The 14,096-nt window shown below is 30.3% G+C and carries 17 protein-coding genes; 7 read left to right on the forward strand and 10 right to left on the reverse strand.

The window, feature by feature from the left end; translation table 11 throughout:
* The first annotated feature begins 225 nt into the window (after positions 1-225).
* The 7 genes from P8K68_RS06345 (at position 226) to P8K68_RS06375 (ending at position 6,277) form a co-directional block, all read left to right on the forward strand.
* Entirely contained in the window at positions 226-1,011 is a 786-nt protein-coding gene (locus P8K68_RS06345) for a DUF3050 domain-containing protein (RefSeq protein ID WP_300248850.1), read from the forward strand.
* Between the two features lie 16 nt (positions 1,012-1,027).
* The gene (locus P8K68_RS06350; protein ID WP_300248851.1) at positions 1,028-1,441 is read left to right on the forward strand and encodes a response regulator; all 414 of its coding nucleotides are present in this window, start codon (positions 1,028-1,030) and stop codon (positions 1,439-1,441) included.
* Positions 1,441-1,980, forward strand: a complete 540-nt coding sequence (locus tag P8K68_RS06355) for a heme NO-binding domain-containing protein (protein WP_300248852.1) — start codon at positions 1,441-1,443, stop codon at positions 1,978-1,980. Before P8K68_RS06350 ends, P8K68_RS06355 begins: the two co-directional genes overlap by 1 nt.
* Positions 1,980-4,466, forward strand: a complete 2,487-nt coding sequence (locus P8K68_RS06360) for a PAS domain S-box protein (protein ID WP_300248853.1) — start codon at positions 1,980-1,982, stop codon at positions 4,464-4,466. The genes P8K68_RS06355 and P8K68_RS06360 overlap by 1 nt, the downstream gene beginning before the upstream one ends.
* Positions 4,466-4,783 (forward strand): Hpt domain-containing protein, encoded by a 318-nt coding sequence (locus P8K68_RS06365; RefSeq protein ID WP_300248854.1) that lies wholly within the window; start codon positions 4,466-4,468, stop codon positions 4,781-4,783. Before P8K68_RS06360 ends, P8K68_RS06365 begins: the two co-directional genes overlap by 1 nt.
* A gap of 8 nt (positions 4,784-4,791) precedes the next feature.
* Complete coding sequence (locus tag P8K68_RS06370) at positions 4,792-5,529, forward strand: LytTR family DNA-binding domain-containing protein (protein ID WP_300248855.1); 738 nt, start codon at positions 4,792-4,794, stop codon at positions 5,527-5,529.
* A 391-nt stretch (positions 5,530-5,920) separates the two neighbouring features.
* Entirely contained in the window at positions 5,921-6,277 is a 357-nt protein-coding gene (locus P8K68_RS06375; protein ID WP_300248856.1) for a hypothetical protein, read from the forward strand.
* Positions 6,278-6,452: 175 nt separating this feature from the next.
* Here P8K68_RS06375 and moaA read toward each other — a convergent pair whose 3' ends face one another.
* The 10 genes from moaA to P8K68_RS06425 form a co-directional block, all read right to left on the reverse strand.
* Positions 6,453-7,460: a GTP 3',8-cyclase MoaA gene (gene moaA, locus P8K68_RS06380; RefSeq protein ID WP_300248857.1), complete on the reverse strand. Its 1,008-nt coding sequence runs from the start codon at positions 7,458-7,460 to the stop codon at positions 6,453-6,455.
* A complete protein-coding gene (gene moaCB, locus P8K68_RS06385) occupies positions 7,460-8,371 on the reverse strand; it encodes a bifunctional molybdenum cofactor biosynthesis protein MoaC/MoaB (protein WP_300248858.1) in 912 nt (303 codons plus the stop codon). Before moaCB ends, moaA begins: the two co-directional genes overlap by 1 nt.
* A 74-nt stretch (positions 8,372-8,445) precedes the next feature.
* Positions 8,446-8,889, reverse strand: coding sequence for a molybdenum cofactor biosynthesis protein MoaE (locus P8K68_RS06390; protein WP_300248859.1), 444 nt, complete (start codon positions 8,887-8,889; stop codon positions 8,446-8,448).
* The gene (moeB, locus tag P8K68_RS06395) at positions 8,879-9,964 is read right to left on the reverse strand and encodes a molybdopterin-synthase adenylyltransferase MoeB (protein WP_300248860.1); all 1,086 of its coding nucleotides are present in this window, start codon (positions 9,962-9,964) and stop codon (positions 8,879-8,881) included. The genes P8K68_RS06390 and moeB overlap by 11 nt, the downstream gene beginning before the upstream one ends.
* Before the next feature lie 120 nt (positions 9,965-10,084).
* Positions 10,085-10,318, reverse strand: a complete 234-nt coding sequence (locus P8K68_RS06400; protein ID WP_300248861.1) for a MoaD/ThiS family protein — start codon at positions 10,316-10,318, stop codon at positions 10,085-10,087.
* Complete coding sequence (locus P8K68_RS06405) at positions 10,302-10,886, reverse strand: molybdenum cofactor guanylyltransferase (RefSeq protein ID WP_300248862.1); 585 nt, start codon at positions 10,884-10,886, stop codon at positions 10,302-10,304. The genes P8K68_RS06400 and P8K68_RS06405 overlap by 17 nt, the downstream gene beginning before the upstream one ends.
* 1 nt (position 10,887) lies before the next feature.
* Positions 10,888-11,628: a sulfite exporter TauE/SafE family protein gene (locus P8K68_RS06410; RefSeq protein ID WP_300248863.1), complete on the reverse strand. Its 741-nt coding sequence runs from the start codon at positions 11,626-11,628 to the stop codon at positions 10,888-10,890.
* A complete protein-coding gene (locus P8K68_RS06415) occupies positions 11,629-11,967 on the reverse strand; it encodes a LysR family transcriptional regulator (RefSeq protein WP_300248864.1) in 339 nt (112 codons plus the stop codon).
* A 9-nt stretch (positions 11,968-11,976) separates the two neighbouring features.
* A complete protein-coding gene (locus P8K68_RS06420; protein WP_300248865.1) occupies positions 11,977-13,155 on the reverse strand; it encodes a molybdopterin molybdotransferase MoeA in 1,179 nt (392 codons plus the stop codon).
* Positions 13,156-13,246: 91 nt separating this feature from the next.
* Entirely contained in the window at positions 13,247-13,906 is a 660-nt protein-coding gene (locus tag P8K68_RS06425) for a Crp/Fnr family transcriptional regulator (RefSeq protein ID WP_300248866.1), read from the reverse strand.
* Positions 13,907-14,096: the final 190 nt, after the last annotated feature.

The following is a 14,096-nucleotide window of genomic DNA, read 5'->3' on the forward strand; positions in this document are numbered from 1 at the left end:
AGTAATAGTATTCCCCTAAACGCAGAAAAAAAAGAACTGGGGTATATAGGAGTAATTTGAAAATTCAACAAAATGACAATAATCAATAAGCAAAATATAAGTTCAATAAGCATTTTGCTTCTGTAATAGTATATCCATCACTTTTAGCTCTATAGTTCTAAAGGATGACTTTATAAGAGATACTAACCGATAATTTTTTTTTAAACACATAAAATAACTTAAACTATGAACAGAATAGAATACATAGAATCTAATATTGCAGAATTACGGTATAAATTAAAAACACATAAACTATATGAAAACCTAAAACATGTTGATGATATAAAAGTGTTTATGGAAAATCATGTTTTTGCTGTATGGGATTTTATGTCGTTATTAAAAGCTATTCAATTAGAACTTACTTGCACTAAGGTGCCTTGGATTCCCAAAAAAAATGGCACACTAGCACGATTTATAAATGAGATTGTACATGGGGAAGAAAGCGATGTTAATGAGCTAGGGGAAGCTAAAAGCCATTTTGAAATGTACTGTGATGCTATGAAGCAAATAGGGGCAGATACCTCGCAAATAGACTTATTTATTAATCTTATTTCATCAGGTAATGATTTGGAATATGTTTTAGATCAATTAGAAATAGAAGACGCCGTTTCAGATTTTATAAAATTTACGTTTCAAGTAATAGCTAGTAAAGAATCTCATATTATAGCTTCAGTATTTACATTTGGACGAGAAGATGTAATTCCTGATATGTTTCTTGAAATATTAAAAAATTCAGATTCTGATAACATATCCAATAGCAAACTTATATATTATTTAGAGCGACATATTGAGTTAGATGGTGATGAACATGGACCATTATCTCTTAAAATGATTTCCGAACTTTGTGGGGATAGTGATGAAAAATGGGAATTCGCTTTAATTTTTGCTAAATTAGCTCTTAAAAAGCGTATTAAATTGTGGGATTCGATAAATCATTTAATTGAAAATAAAAAGACCATTGTTTACTTTTAGTATTTAAATTATATAAATGATGAAATCTTTAAAAATTCTTCTTATAGAAGATGATATTATTGAAGTAATGAAACTTAACCGAGTTGTATCTTCTTTAAAGCTGAAACACAAAATAATTGAAGCCAATAATGGCGAGGAGGCACTCACTATTTTAGAGCAAAATACGATAATACCAGATATTATCTTACTCGACCTGAATATGCCAAAATTAAGTGGTATTGAATTTTTGTCTATTTTAAAAAAAAGTAAAGATTTTAATTGTATTCCAACTATTATTTTAACAACATCCAATAATTCTAGAGATATCTTAAAGTGTTTTGAAATTGGGGTTTCTGGGTATGTTATAAAACCCTTAAAGTATGAGGATTATGTTTATAAAATCGAAAAATTACTAGCCTATTGGAGTATTAATGAAATAGTTGAAAAATAATGAAAGGCATTGTGTTTACTGAGTTTTTAGAAATGGTTGAAGAAAAATATGGACTTGAAATGGTTGACGATATTATTGAAAATACCAATTTGCAGTCTCAAGGTGCCTATACTTCAGTAGGCACTTATGCGTTTTCTGAAATGTTACAGTTACTTCAAAATTTAAGTCTAAAAACTAAAATATTAGTAGATGATTTGTTATTAATTTATGGTGAACATTTTTTTAATTTATTAGAAAAAAATTATCCAAGTTTTTTTTCGGTATACCATGACCCTATTCAGATGTTGGCTTCTATCGAGGATCATATACATGTTGAGGTTTTAAAAATTTACCCAGATGCTGAACTGCCAACTTTTGAGGTCGTTTATAGAAAACAAGATACTTTAATAATGATTTACAAATCCAGTAGAGCCATGCATCATTTTGGTTTGGGATTAATGCATAAAACCTTTGAATATTTTAATTCTAAAGCGACTATAGTTTTAGAAAAAATAAAACAAGATGGTACAGAGGTTAAGTTTGTTATTACTAAAAATTAATGAGTAAAAATAAAATTGACATATTACAACGTGCTCTTAACCGAGAAAAAGCGGCTAGGAAGGAAGCTGAAAAAATACTAGAAGCAAAAGCTACAGAACTTTATAATTCAAACAAAACGTTAGAAAAGTTAAATGCTGGTTTAGAATCGTTGCTTAATAGATCAGACTCCCAATTACAGGGCGTATTTGAAAATATTGTAGATGCTTATATTATAATGGATTTAAATTTTAATATCCTTAAAATGAACAAGTCCGCTATGGCCATGTTAGGGTTTAATACTGATAAAGCAGACTACAATTTGTCAAAAATGGTGCAACCACATGATTATAAAAGGGTTGGAAATTCGTTCCAAGAATTAATGAAAGATGGTATTTTAACTGATTTTGAAATACAAATAAAAAATAATAATAACAAAATCATTATTACCCATATTAATGCCAGTATTATTTATGATAAAGGAATTCCTGTAGCAGCTCAAGGAATTTTAAGAGACATTACAGCTTTAAAGGAAAATGAATTCATTACAGAAGTTATTAATAATATTACACAATCCATTCTTGGCACCATGGATATTTATGAAATAGCTTCAAAAATAACTGAGAAATTAGCAAAGTACCTAAAAACAGATGATTGCGTTATTTATGCTGTAAACCACGAAGAAAATCAGGTAGAACAAATTGCCGCCAGTGGCGAGAAAATTGATATTACTGGCGATATAGTAAACAGATTAAAATTTAATATAGGGAGTGGTATTGTTGGTTCGGTTGCGAAAACAGGTAAATCTGAAATTATACATGACACAAGTAAAGATGCCCGTTATATAACTGATATTTCACGAAACTACTCAGAACTTACCGTGCCAATCATTATTGAAAACGAAGTAATTGCTGTAATTGATTCTGAGCATCCAAATAAAAACCATTTCACTAAAGTTCAGCTTGGTACCATTGAAAATATTGCACGAATTATTGCCTTAAAAATAAAGAATGCCATAAGTTTAAACGAAAAAGAACGCGCTCAAAAAAGACTTTTAAAATCCGAGGAGCGTTTAAGAACCTTAATATCCAGTCTTGAAAGTGGCATCCTTTTAGAAGATGAAAACAGAAAAATTGTTTTAACAAATTCTAAATTTTGTGAGATGTTTAACATTCCTGCATTGCCAGAGCATATGGTTGGTGCAGATTGTACCGATGCAGCAGAACAAAGTAAACACCTTTTTGAAAACCCCAATGGTTTTACTAAGCGCATAAAAAGTATTTTATTAAAAAAAGAAACCGTTTTATCTGATGAACTAGAAATGAGTAATGGAAAAATTCTTGAAAGAGATTATATTCCATTATTTAGCGGAAAGCATTATTCAGGTCATTTATGGAGTTATAGGGATGTTACACTTCAAAAAAAATATAGAAAAAGTTTAGAATCCCAAAGACAAAAATACAGCAGTATTATAGCTAATATGAATTTAGGTCTTTTAGAGGTAGATAATGATGATAGGATACTAATGTGTAATCAAAGTTTTTCTAAAATCTCGGGATATGACGAACAAGCTTTATTGGGCAAACGGGGAGGCGATGTGTTTCTAGATGAAAACGCTTTAAAACTATTACAGAAGCAAAGTGAATTGCGGCTAGAAGGGCAATCAAATTCTTACGAAATTGAAGTAAATAATAAAGCTGGAGAAAAACGTACTTGGTTAATAAGTGGCGCACCAAATTATAATTTAAACGGAAAAATTATTGGCTCCATAGGCATACACTTAGATATTACAGATCAAAAAAAGCTAGAATTAGAAAAGGAAAATTTAGTAGAAATACTAAAAAATAAAAATGCGGAACTTCAAGAATATGCCCAAATTGTTTCTCACGATTTAAAATCACCCTTGCGGAATATAAGTGCCTTAACCACTTGGATTAAGGACGATAATTTTACAAGTTTGAATGAAACTAGCTTAAAGTATTTTGATCACTTAGAACAAACGCTAGAGCGCATGGAAGCCTTAATTACTGGTATTTTAAAATATTCTAGTATTAACTCCGAGTCTGGACAAAACCAAACCATAGATTTAAACCATACTGTTCTTGAGATTATTAAAATGCTTCATGTTCCAGAACATATACATATTTCTATTAAAGGAGAACTTCCAAATATATATGGAGACAAAATAAAATTCCATCAACTGTTTCAAAATTTATTGAATAATGCCGTAAACCACATTGACAAAGAAAAAGGAGAAATAGAATTAGGTTGTGAAATAAAGAGCAAAGAATATTTGTTTTATATAAAAGATAATGGTGTTGGAATTGATAAAAAATACCATCAACAAATTTTTAAAATATTTTATTACATAACTAAAAATAAACATTCAACAGGTATAGGATTATCTATTGTGAAAAAAATAATAGAAATTTATGGAGGTGAAATTTGGGTTGATTCTGTGCCAAAAGTTGGGACTACATTCTATTTTACCATAAAAAAGACACATTAATGGATGCGCCAAGTTTAATATATATAAATAAATTATCAAACGGAGATGCCGTTTTTTCAAAAAAGTTGATTACTGTTATGAAAGCAGAATTTCCTATAGAAAAGAGACTATATAACAAAAATATAAGTTTAAAAAGATTTAAATTAGCCGCAGAAAATGTACATAAAATAAAGCATAAAATAAGTATTTTAAGTTTTGAAAAAGGATACATGTTAGCAACTCAACATGAGGAAAACTTAACTGATAACAATAATAGTTTAGAACAGAAATTTGAGGAGGTTTTAAACACAATTACGAAATATTTAAATTTAATATAAGATATTATATGAATTGTATAATAGTAGATGATGAAGCTACGGCAAGAGCAATTTTAAATCAATTGTGTTCAGCGATTACAGGTTTAAATGTTATTGCAGAATTTGAAAATGTAGATCAAGTAATAGATTTTTTAAAACATAAAAAAGTAGATCTTATTTTATTAGATATTCATATGCCAGATTTTTCAGGCTTTGACTTTATTAATGCATTAGAAAATGGAGAATTAAAACAAGCTCTTACAATAGTCCCTAAAATTATATTTACAACCTCTGATAAGAACTTTGCTATTGAATCTTACGAATATGATTTTGTTATGGATTATTTACTAAAGCCTATTTTGCCAAACCGTTTTAATAAAGCAATTAAGAAAGTAAAAAAAACAGTTTCTCAAAAATCAAAAATTAGTTTAGCAAGCAATTCTGAAAAAGTTTCAGATAATCAACTGTTTATAAATATCGATAAGCGCTTAATAAAAATAGATGTCTCAAGTATATGTTTAGTAGAAGCTAAAGGAGATTATATTAATTTAAAAACCGATAAAACAAATTACATAGTTCATTCCTCTTTAAAAAAAATTAAAGATAAATTACCTACTTCTCTATTTTTTAGAGTACATAGATCTTATATCATTAATGTTCATAAAATTACAGGAATTGAAGATAATACAGTGCTAATTAATAAAGATTTAATCCCTATTAGTAGGTCTAGTAAGACTGAACTAATGAAGCGGATTAATTTATTATAATATTCTTATTCTAAATAAAATTTCTTACCAATTACCATTCAACTTGTATATATGTATATTCATGTGCAAAAAAGGTTCAACCATCGAATATAAAAACGTGTTAGATCAAAAATATAATATATTTGGGTTATAAATGTTTCTTATAGTATTAGAATAAAAGTATTTCAATCAGTTTTTTATTTCAGAGTTTGGGACCAATATTTATAGTAGATTGAGATTTTTTATTAAGTTTTAATACATGGTTTTATTTTTTGGAAATATTTATTTGAATTTTATTGATTAATAGCTAATTAAAACAAATTCAGTGTTAATAAAAACCTCAATTGCTATTGAGGTTTTTTTATTTATTGTAAATGCTTTTCTAATTTTCAAGAATTGATTTTAATTTAATATGGGAGGAAAAATTATACACCTAAAAGATTACAGGTTATCAAACAAATCATTAAACAAAAAGGTGGTGAATTCTGCTGGTTATAATTACAATTCGAATTCGAATTCGAATCAAAACACCTCTAATAAAAAAACCGAAAATAACATAAGTTATGAAGCATTAATTTCCTTCATAATTAAATATGGTATTAAAGTTCAAGAAAATGATTCAAAAATGTATACCGCATTAATGAATAAATATCATAAATCTATTATGTTTTATGGTGTAAAATATTATTTGCCACTTTATAAATTTTATAAAGAAAAAAAAACATTATTTGATTATTTGATTGAAAATTATAATACCCATGAAAATTAATATTAAATACAATTAGTCGACAAAAGACTGTTTACTATCTATAGTTAATCGTCATATATCGAAAATTATAATCTAACTGATACGTTTTTTATATATTTAAACTCTATTTCGTCTGAGAAGCGTTTTAGTTAATAGCAATTTACAAAACCAGCACTTTTTTAAGTGCTGGTTTCTTTTAGCCTCCAATAGTAATCATACTTCGGTTATTATTACGCAATTTAGGTTCTTCTAGTTTCTCTAAAGTATCCATACCACCTCTAATTTTAAACTTAGCTTTTACCGCTTTTTCAATGATTGGTTCAATCGATTTCCCTGCGCGTAGCACCGTTAATAAATCGGATTCGCCAGAGGAGAACAAACAGTTTTTTAATTGTCCGTTAGCTGTTAGACGCAATCTGTTACACGAATCGCAAAACGGATTGGTTACAGAACTAATAATGGCAAAACTGCCTTTATATCCTTTTATCTTATAGTTTTTAGAAGTATCGTTTGGCGCATCCTGCAAGCGCTCAATACGTTGCTCAGGAAAAGCATCATTAACAAAACTCATAACTTCAGCATAAGAAACCATTTTGGCCATATTCCATTTATTCCCATCAAAAGGCATAAATTCTATAAAGCGCACTGAGATTGGTAAATCTTTTGTAAAATTGATAAAATCAATAATTTCATTATCATTAAACCCTTTCATTAAAACGGCATTTACTTTTACAGTGAAGCCTTCTTTAACGAGTAATAATATATTGTTGTAAACTTTTTTAAATTCTGCTCTTCGAGTGATGTGTTTAAATTTTCCTTCGTCTAAAGAGTCTAAACTCACATTAATCTTTTTGACTCCATTGGCTTTTAAAACGTCTATAAACTTGTCAATAATAACAGCGTTTGAAGTTATGGAAAGTTCAACAGGAAGTGTTGCTAGTTTTTCTAAAATAACTGGAATATCCTTTCTAATTAAAGGTTCGCCACCTGTCAATCGAATTTTAGTAACGCCGTTATTAACAAAAGTTTTAGCAATTTCATAAATTTCTTCATAAGTCATTAAACGACTTTTTGGAGATAATTTCACACCTTCTTCGGGCATACAATACGTACAACGTAAATTACATCGTTCAATTAAAGAAATACGCAGGTAAGCGTGGTCTCTACCGTGTGCATCTTGTAATATGTTTTTATCGTTTTTCATTAATCGTGTCTCGCACCTTTTAAAATTCTGAAAATATGTAGTACTGATGGAAAAATGGCTTCCATAGATTCTTTTGCACCGTTTGTTGAACCCGGTAAAGCCAAAACCAATGTGCTATTTATTGTTCCTGCTACACTTCTTGAAAGCATGGCATAAGGCATTCGGTCTTGTCCGTAATTCCGGATGGCTTCTTCAATACCAAGGATGCGTCTATCCAGAATCGGTATTAAAGCTTCTGGTGTAACGTCGCGTCCTGAAAGTCCTGTTCCGCCTGTGTAAACAATTAAATCAATACCTTGTCCTTGGAAAGCTTTAGCTTTTTCTTGAATCACATCTTTTTCATCTGGAATTATAATGTATTCTGATATTTTAACATCACAAGATTCTAACTTCTCAATAATCGCTTTTCCTGCTTTATCTTCTTTTTGTCCTCCAGAAATAGTATCAGAACAAACCACAACCGCAGCAGTTAAATCCTTTCTAAATTTATCTTTAAAATCAGATTTTCCACCTTTTTTATTCAAGAGTTTAATGGCATGAATCTCAATACCTTTGTCTATAGGTTTTAGCATGTCGTACATATTCAAAGCTACAACACTAGCGCCATGCATAGCTTCAACTTCAACACCAGTTTTGTAGATAGTTTTCACTGTAAATAAAACTGTAATTTCTAGGCCATCAATTTTGTATTCAATACCTGTAAACTCGATAGGCAAGGGGTGGCAGTCGGGTAAAATATCTGGTGTACGTTTTACACCAAGTAAACCAGCGGCTTTACTCATGGCAAAAACATTGCCTTTTGGAACGGTATCGTTTTCTATGGCTTGAATGGTTTCTAGTTTGCTAACCTTAACTATAGCTTGAGCTACTGCGGTTCTTAATGTGGTTACTTTATGAGTGATATCGACCATTTTTCGATTGTTATTTAGTTGTTTGTTGTTTAGTTGTTAGCGACTTAACGACTAACAACTAAACTAAATACATTTTACGAGTTTACTTTCCATTGATGTGATTCGTCTTCAAAAATCTCTTTTCCAAAAACGGGGACATCTGCTTTTATCGCTTCAACAATATATTCTAAAGCTTCAAAAACCACTTTTCGTCTTGGTGATGATACAAATACAAACAAGCATATTTCTCCTGCTTTTACAGTTCCTAAACTATGATAAATATGCATACAAGTGAGGTTGAATTTTTCAAAAGCCGATTCTCTAATCTCATGAAATTTCTGATTTGCCATGTCTTCATAAGCGGTATATTCAATCGCTGAAACTTTTTTGCCATCAATCTCATCTGCTCTTACTTGTCCAAGGAAAATGTTATGTGCACCAATACTGGTTTTGGTTTGGTGCTTATAAATGGAATTCCCTATAAATTCTGAAGTTATTGCACCTTCTTTAAATACGCTTTTTGGTTTTTTATCTTTCATTTGATAATACTTTTATGTAATTATTTATTTCTGTTGCGCCTTGCTTTAAGCTGAAACAGTCTTTGATGTTAAGTTTAGTTAACAATTCAACTGCTTGTTTGCTTCTAACTCCTGTTTGACAAAAAAGGATTTTCTTTGTATCTGAATCAATCTTGTTTAAATTCTGTTCTAGTTGACTAAGAGGAATATTTATGACATCTATACTTTTGACTTTTGGTAATTCTTGAGATTCTCTAACATCAATAAATATAATAAGTTCTTCTGATAGGATGTCTTCTATTGAAACTTCTAGTGTGTCAGCATTACAATCGATATTTAAGTGATTCTTTTGAAAGTGATTTTTTTCTTTTAAGATAGATTGAAAAACGGCTTCATTTTTATTCACCTTTAATGTTGATGTTTGAGAGGTCAAAGCATTATAACATAACAGCTTTCCTGAAAGCACATTACCAATGCCTAAAACAATCTTTAAAACTTCATTGGCTTGCATACTTCCAATGATTCCAGGTAACACACCTAAAACACCTATTTCTGAACAATTTGGTACCGCATCTTTTTTTGGAGGCGTTGGGAATAAACACCGGTAACTTGGTCCGTTTTGAAAATTAAAAACTGAAACCTGCCCTTCAAATTTATAAATGGCTCCAAAGACTAAAGGTTTGTTTGTAATGATGCAAGCATCATTAACCAAATAACGTGTTTCAAAGTTATCAGAACCATCTACAATAATATCATATTGATTAAATAGTTCTAAAGCATTTTGATATGTTAACTGCATCGGATAAGCAATTATCGAGATATCATCATTTAAATCTTCCAAACGTGCTTTTGCAGCAATAGCTTTGTTTTTTACTAATGAAGCTGTTCCAAATAAAATTTGGCGTTGTAAATTGGATAGTTCAACATCATCAAAATCAATAACACCAATAGTTCCAATACCCGAGGCAGTTAGGTATTGCAGTATAGGGCAGCCTAAACCACCAGCACCAATAACCAATACTTTGGCATTAGATATCTTGTCTTGACCTGCTTGACCAATTTCTGATAAAATGATATGTCTGTTGTACCTACTCATAAATTCCTGTGAAGGCAGGAATCTCTTCCTACCATTTTAATGCTATAAGTTTTCATAAACCTTTTGATTTATTTTTTATGCTTCAAACCTACAAGGTTTTTAAAACCTCTCAGGTAGGTTTTACCCACCAGCAAAAGGCGGTAATAATGCAATGTCTGCTCCAGTTAATTTAGTTTCAAATGAAACTAATTCTTGATTCTGTGCGACTTGAAAATCTTTAGTTTTTAAGGTGTTATATTTTCTATAAAGCGTTTCTAAAAGTTCTTTTATATAAGTTCCAGAAAACGCTATAGATTCTTCCTCTATATGTGTTATTTCTGTTAATTGTCCAAAATATTTAATAGTAATTTGCATTTTCAATGGCTTTTAATTCGGTTTGAGTATTCACATTCATTGTTGAGAACTCCTGTTTTTTTTCTAATACTATATTTTTCGATATACAATTCATAATAGCAACGCGTAATCGTCTTTCATCTTCTTGTAACAGCGTTTTGAACGTGTTTATAATTTGTTTTTTATATAGGGCTATTAATGGCATGGTTTTGCCTTTGCTTTCCACTTGAATAATTTCTGAAGTATCGTCTATAGCATCAATTAATTTTTGAAGTATTTTAGAAGTAATTAAAGGAACATCACAGCTTAATATTATATTGTATTCAGAAAAAGATGCTTCTAATCCAGAGCATATTCCAGCTACAGGGCCAGCATTTTTTGTTATGTCATCTACTCGTTTTAATCCAAAAATATCATATTTAGAATCATCTGAAACAATAATTATTTCCGAAACTAATGGTTGTAATGCATCAATGCTGTATTGAACAAATGGTTTGTCATTCAACAATAAAAACCCTTTATCAGTACCCATTCGAGAACTTTTTCCACCTGCTAAAATTATTCCTGTTATGTTTTTTTTATCAACCATTTTAAGTGAATATTAATTTGAAACAAGCGATAATTAAAACGAAGGCTAATATGTGTCGTAAACGTTGATTTTTAATTATTTTACTACCATAATAGCCTCCAAATACACCTCCAATTAATGCGATTGCGACTAAAAGAAGAGATCCTTTTTCAATGGATACGCCACTATTCAATTGACCAATTAAAGCCGCTGCAGAATTCACCCAGATAAAGAGTGCTGAAACTGCTGCAGCTTCCTTCATTTTACCCCAATGTAATAATAGAATTAGAGGGGTTAGTATTATACCACCACCAATACCAATAAGCCCTGAAAAAAATCCAATAATACCACCAACTAAAAGACCTTGCCAAAGTTTTACTTTTTTGATATTATCACTTTCCTTTCCAAAAATATTTAGCATTTTTAGAATAGCGAAGATGAGTAAAACAGCTAATATCTTTTTGTAAATAGAAGCATCTACCTCTAAAGTTCCGCCGAAATAAGCCAATGGAATTGAAGCAATAGCAAATGAAAAGAACAATTTTTTATTAAAAAACCCGGCTTTATAATAGTAGTAAAATGAAATTCCAGCTACAAATATATTGAGTAATAGAGCAGTGGGTTTCATAGATTCTGGAGCGAAGGAAAAAAGCGCCATTAACGCTAAATAGCCACTAGCTCCGCCGTGGCCAACACTAGAGTATAGAAAGGATACTACAGGTAGGATTAATAGAAATAGATATATGTTATCGTTTTGAAGCATTTAAATACGTTCTATTTTTTCCAGTTGTTCATCTAAAAATGCCCAACAATTTTTATTAATTTCATCAAAAGCAGAAACTAAAGTTTTTCCATATTCAGTTAATTCTGCACCACCACCGCCTTTACCGCCAACACTATTTATGGTTACGGGTTTTTTTGCTGATTTGTTTACTGAGTCTAACAATTGCCATGCTTTTTTGTAGGATAAGTTTAAGGATTTTGCAGCTTTAGAAAGCGATCCGGTGTCTTGAATGGCTTTTAATAAATGCACCCGACCTTCTCCCAAAAGCACTTTATCTTCAGACTCAATCCAGATTCTACTTTTTATTTTATAGCCCATAATAATTTTTTAAACAGGTAATTGTATAACTTCAATAGTATCTCCTTTTTCAATTTTTGTAATGGCTTCTGGCGCATAAACTAGCGCATTGGATAGCGCAAACGTTTGTAACATAGATGAGTTTTGTCCTTCTAAAATTTTAACTTCACCTTCTTTATAAATAGCTTTTAAAAATTGTGGACGGTCTCCTTTCTTTTCAAAATATGACGCTGATTTTGCTTCAATTCTAGGTAATTCTTCAGCATCACGATTCATCATTTTTTGCAGAGCGATATACACATAAACGTAAAAACAAGATAGGGCAGCAGCTGGGTTTCCTGGTAAAGCAAAAACTTGAGTATCACCTTTTTTTCCATAGAATAAAGGTTTTCCGGGTTTCTGTTTTACTTTATAAAATAGTGCTTCAACGTCTAATTCTTTAAGGGCTTTTCCAACAAAATCGTAGTCGCCTACAGAAATACCTCCAGTGATGATTACTAAATCATTTTCATTAATTACGGTATTTAGTTTTTCAACAGTTTTGCTGTAATCATCTTCAACTTTGTGTAATGTGACATCATAAAATTTTAAACTATAAAGCGTGCTCAATAGCATTTTTGAATTGCTTTCGTAAATCTTTCCGTAGCTTAAATCTTGACCTGCTTCAATTAATTCATTACCAGTGGTGACTATCGCAATGTTTGGTTTTTTAAAAACCGATACTTCGGTAATACCTAAGGAAATCAAATAACCAATAGCTGCAGGAGTGAGTTTAGTCCCTTTTTTTAAAGCTATATCTCCAGATATTACTTGCTCACCTAAAGGACGAATATTAAGTTCTGGTTGAATTTGATGTGCAATAGCAATAGTGTCTCCTTGTACTTCCACTTTTTCTTGCATCATGACTGCATTTGCTGAGTTGGGAACAGCTGCACCTGTAAAGATTCTTATGGCTTCTCCTTTTTTTAAAACCGGTTGATGCCCATCACCAGCTTTTACTTCTCCAATGAGATTATAAGATAAATTATCATGCAAATTCAGCGCATAGCCATCCATAGCAGATTGCCTAAATGGTGGCATACTAATAGGGGATTGGATATCTTTATATAACACATAACCACCAGCTTTTTCAACCGATTTGGTAGTTTTTTTTAAAAGTGGTTTAGTGCTTGTTTTAACTAAATTTATAGCTTCTTTTATACTAATCATTTACTCATCGTTATGTCTAAGCAAATATAACGATTTTGATTTGTTTTAAATGAAACTGTTGGAAAGTATTTTGGGAGAAAAGGGACAAGATTTATTCGAAATACTCTAATACTCTAATTTTATTTCTTGTTGAATAAATTTTGTTTTCATCGTGTAATTGTTTTAGTATTCTTGTAATTACAACTCTAGATGTATTTAAATCATCAGCAATTTCTTGATGGGTTATATTTAAATCAGTATTGTTGCTAATTTTGACTTTATCGGTTAAGAATTTTAATGTTCTTTCATCCATTTTCATAAATGCTAGTCCATCGATGGATTCTACCATTTCTAATAGTCTAAAATGGTAACTATCAATAATAAAATGACGCCAAGATTTATAATTAGCTAACCATTCATCAATATATTCAACTGGTAAAAAAACAGCTTCTATAGTAGATTCAACAACACCTTTAAAAATGCTTTTTTTATTGTTAATACAGTTTACAAATGATATCGCACAAGTGCTCCCTCGTTCTAAAAAATAAAGTACTATTTCCTCTCCATTTTTTTCTTTGCGAATAATTTTCACAACGCCATCTAGAATTAAAGGAATATGGGTCATATCACTCCCTATGTCAATTAAAAGCTCACCATCTTTAATGGTATCAAAATGACCTACTTTAACAATTTTATCTATTAATTCTTTTTCAAAAATTTCAGAATAACAATCATGAATTTTTTGCCTTAATAATAATTCTGGACTATGCATTTTTAAAAAGTGAACGGTTGGTTACTAACAAATATAGTCAATTATAAAGAAGAGGTCGTCTAAAAACAATTTAGGCGATCTTTTTATTTTTGGTCATTTAGGTTTTATTTTGACGCTCTTTGTTTTAATAGTAAATAATAATGTTGTTAAAATAGAGCAAAGCGATTTCTATATCGCCAAACTCACTTTT

The sequence above is a fragment of the Algibacter sp. genome, from assembly GCF_029245835.1.
GTDB lineage: Bacteria > Bacteroidota > Bacteroidia > Flavobacteriales > Flavobacteriaceae > Algibacter_B.

Coding starts and splice junctions, on each gene's coding strand:
- P8K68_RS06425 (WP_300248866.1), bottom strand. CDS start 13,906: ATGCATAGTCCAGAATTATTATTAAGGCAAAAAATTCATGATTGTTAT.
- P8K68_RS06370 (WP_300248855.1), top strand. CDS start 4,792: ATGAATTGTATAATAGTAGATGATGAAGCTACGGCAAGAGCAATTTTA.
- P8K68_RS06345 (WP_300248850.1), top strand. CDS start 226: ATGAACAGAATAGAATACATAGAATCTAATATTGCAGAATTACGGTAT.
- P8K68_RS06365 (WP_300248854.1), top strand. CDS start 4,466: ATGGATGCGCCAAGTTTAATATATATAAATAAATTATCAAACGGAGAT.
- moaCB (WP_300248858.1), bottom strand. CDS start 8,371: ATGGTCGATATCACTCATAAAGTAACCACATTAAGAACCGCAGTAGCT.
- P8K68_RS06360 (WP_300248853.1), top strand. CDS start 1,980: ATGAGTAAAAATAAAATTGACATATTACAACGTGCTCTTAACCGAGAA.
- P8K68_RS06405 (WP_300248862.1), bottom strand. CDS start 10,886: ATGGTTGATAAAAAAAACATAACAGGAATAATTTTAGCAGGTGGAAAA.
- P8K68_RS06375 (WP_300248856.1), top strand. CDS start 5,921: ATGGGAGGAAAAATTATACACCTAAAAGATTACAGGTTATCAAACAAA.
- P8K68_RS06420 (WP_300248865.1), bottom strand. CDS start 13,155: ATGATTAGTATAAAAGAAGCTATAAATTTAGTTAAAACAAGCACTAAA.
- moaA (WP_300248857.1), bottom strand. CDS start 7,460: ATGAAAAACGATAAAAACATATTACAAGATGCACACGGTAGAGACCAC.
- P8K68_RS06400 (WP_300248861.1), bottom strand. CDS start 10,318: ATGCAAATTACTATTAAATATTTTGGACAATTAACAGAAATAACACAT.
- P8K68_RS06390 (WP_300248859.1), bottom strand. CDS start 8,889: ATGAAAGATAAAAAACCAAAAAGCGTATTTAAAGAAGGTGCAATAACT.
- moeB (WP_300248860.1), bottom strand. CDS start 9,964: ATGAGTAGGTACAACAGACATATCATTTTATCAGAAATTGGTCAAGCA.
- P8K68_RS06350 (WP_300248851.1), top strand. CDS start 1,028: ATGATGAAATCTTTAAAAATTCTTCTTATAGAAGATGATATTATTGAA.
- P8K68_RS06415 (WP_300248864.1), bottom strand. CDS start 11,967: ATGGGCTATAAAATAAAAAGTAGAATCTGGATTGAGTCTGAAGATAAA.
- P8K68_RS06410 (WP_300248863.1), bottom strand. CDS start 11,628: ATGCTTCAAAACGATAACATATATCTATTTCTATTAATCCTACCTGTA.
- P8K68_RS06355 (WP_300248852.1), top strand. CDS start 1,441: ATGAAAGGCATTGTGTTTACTGAGTTTTTAGAAATGGTTGAAGAAAAA.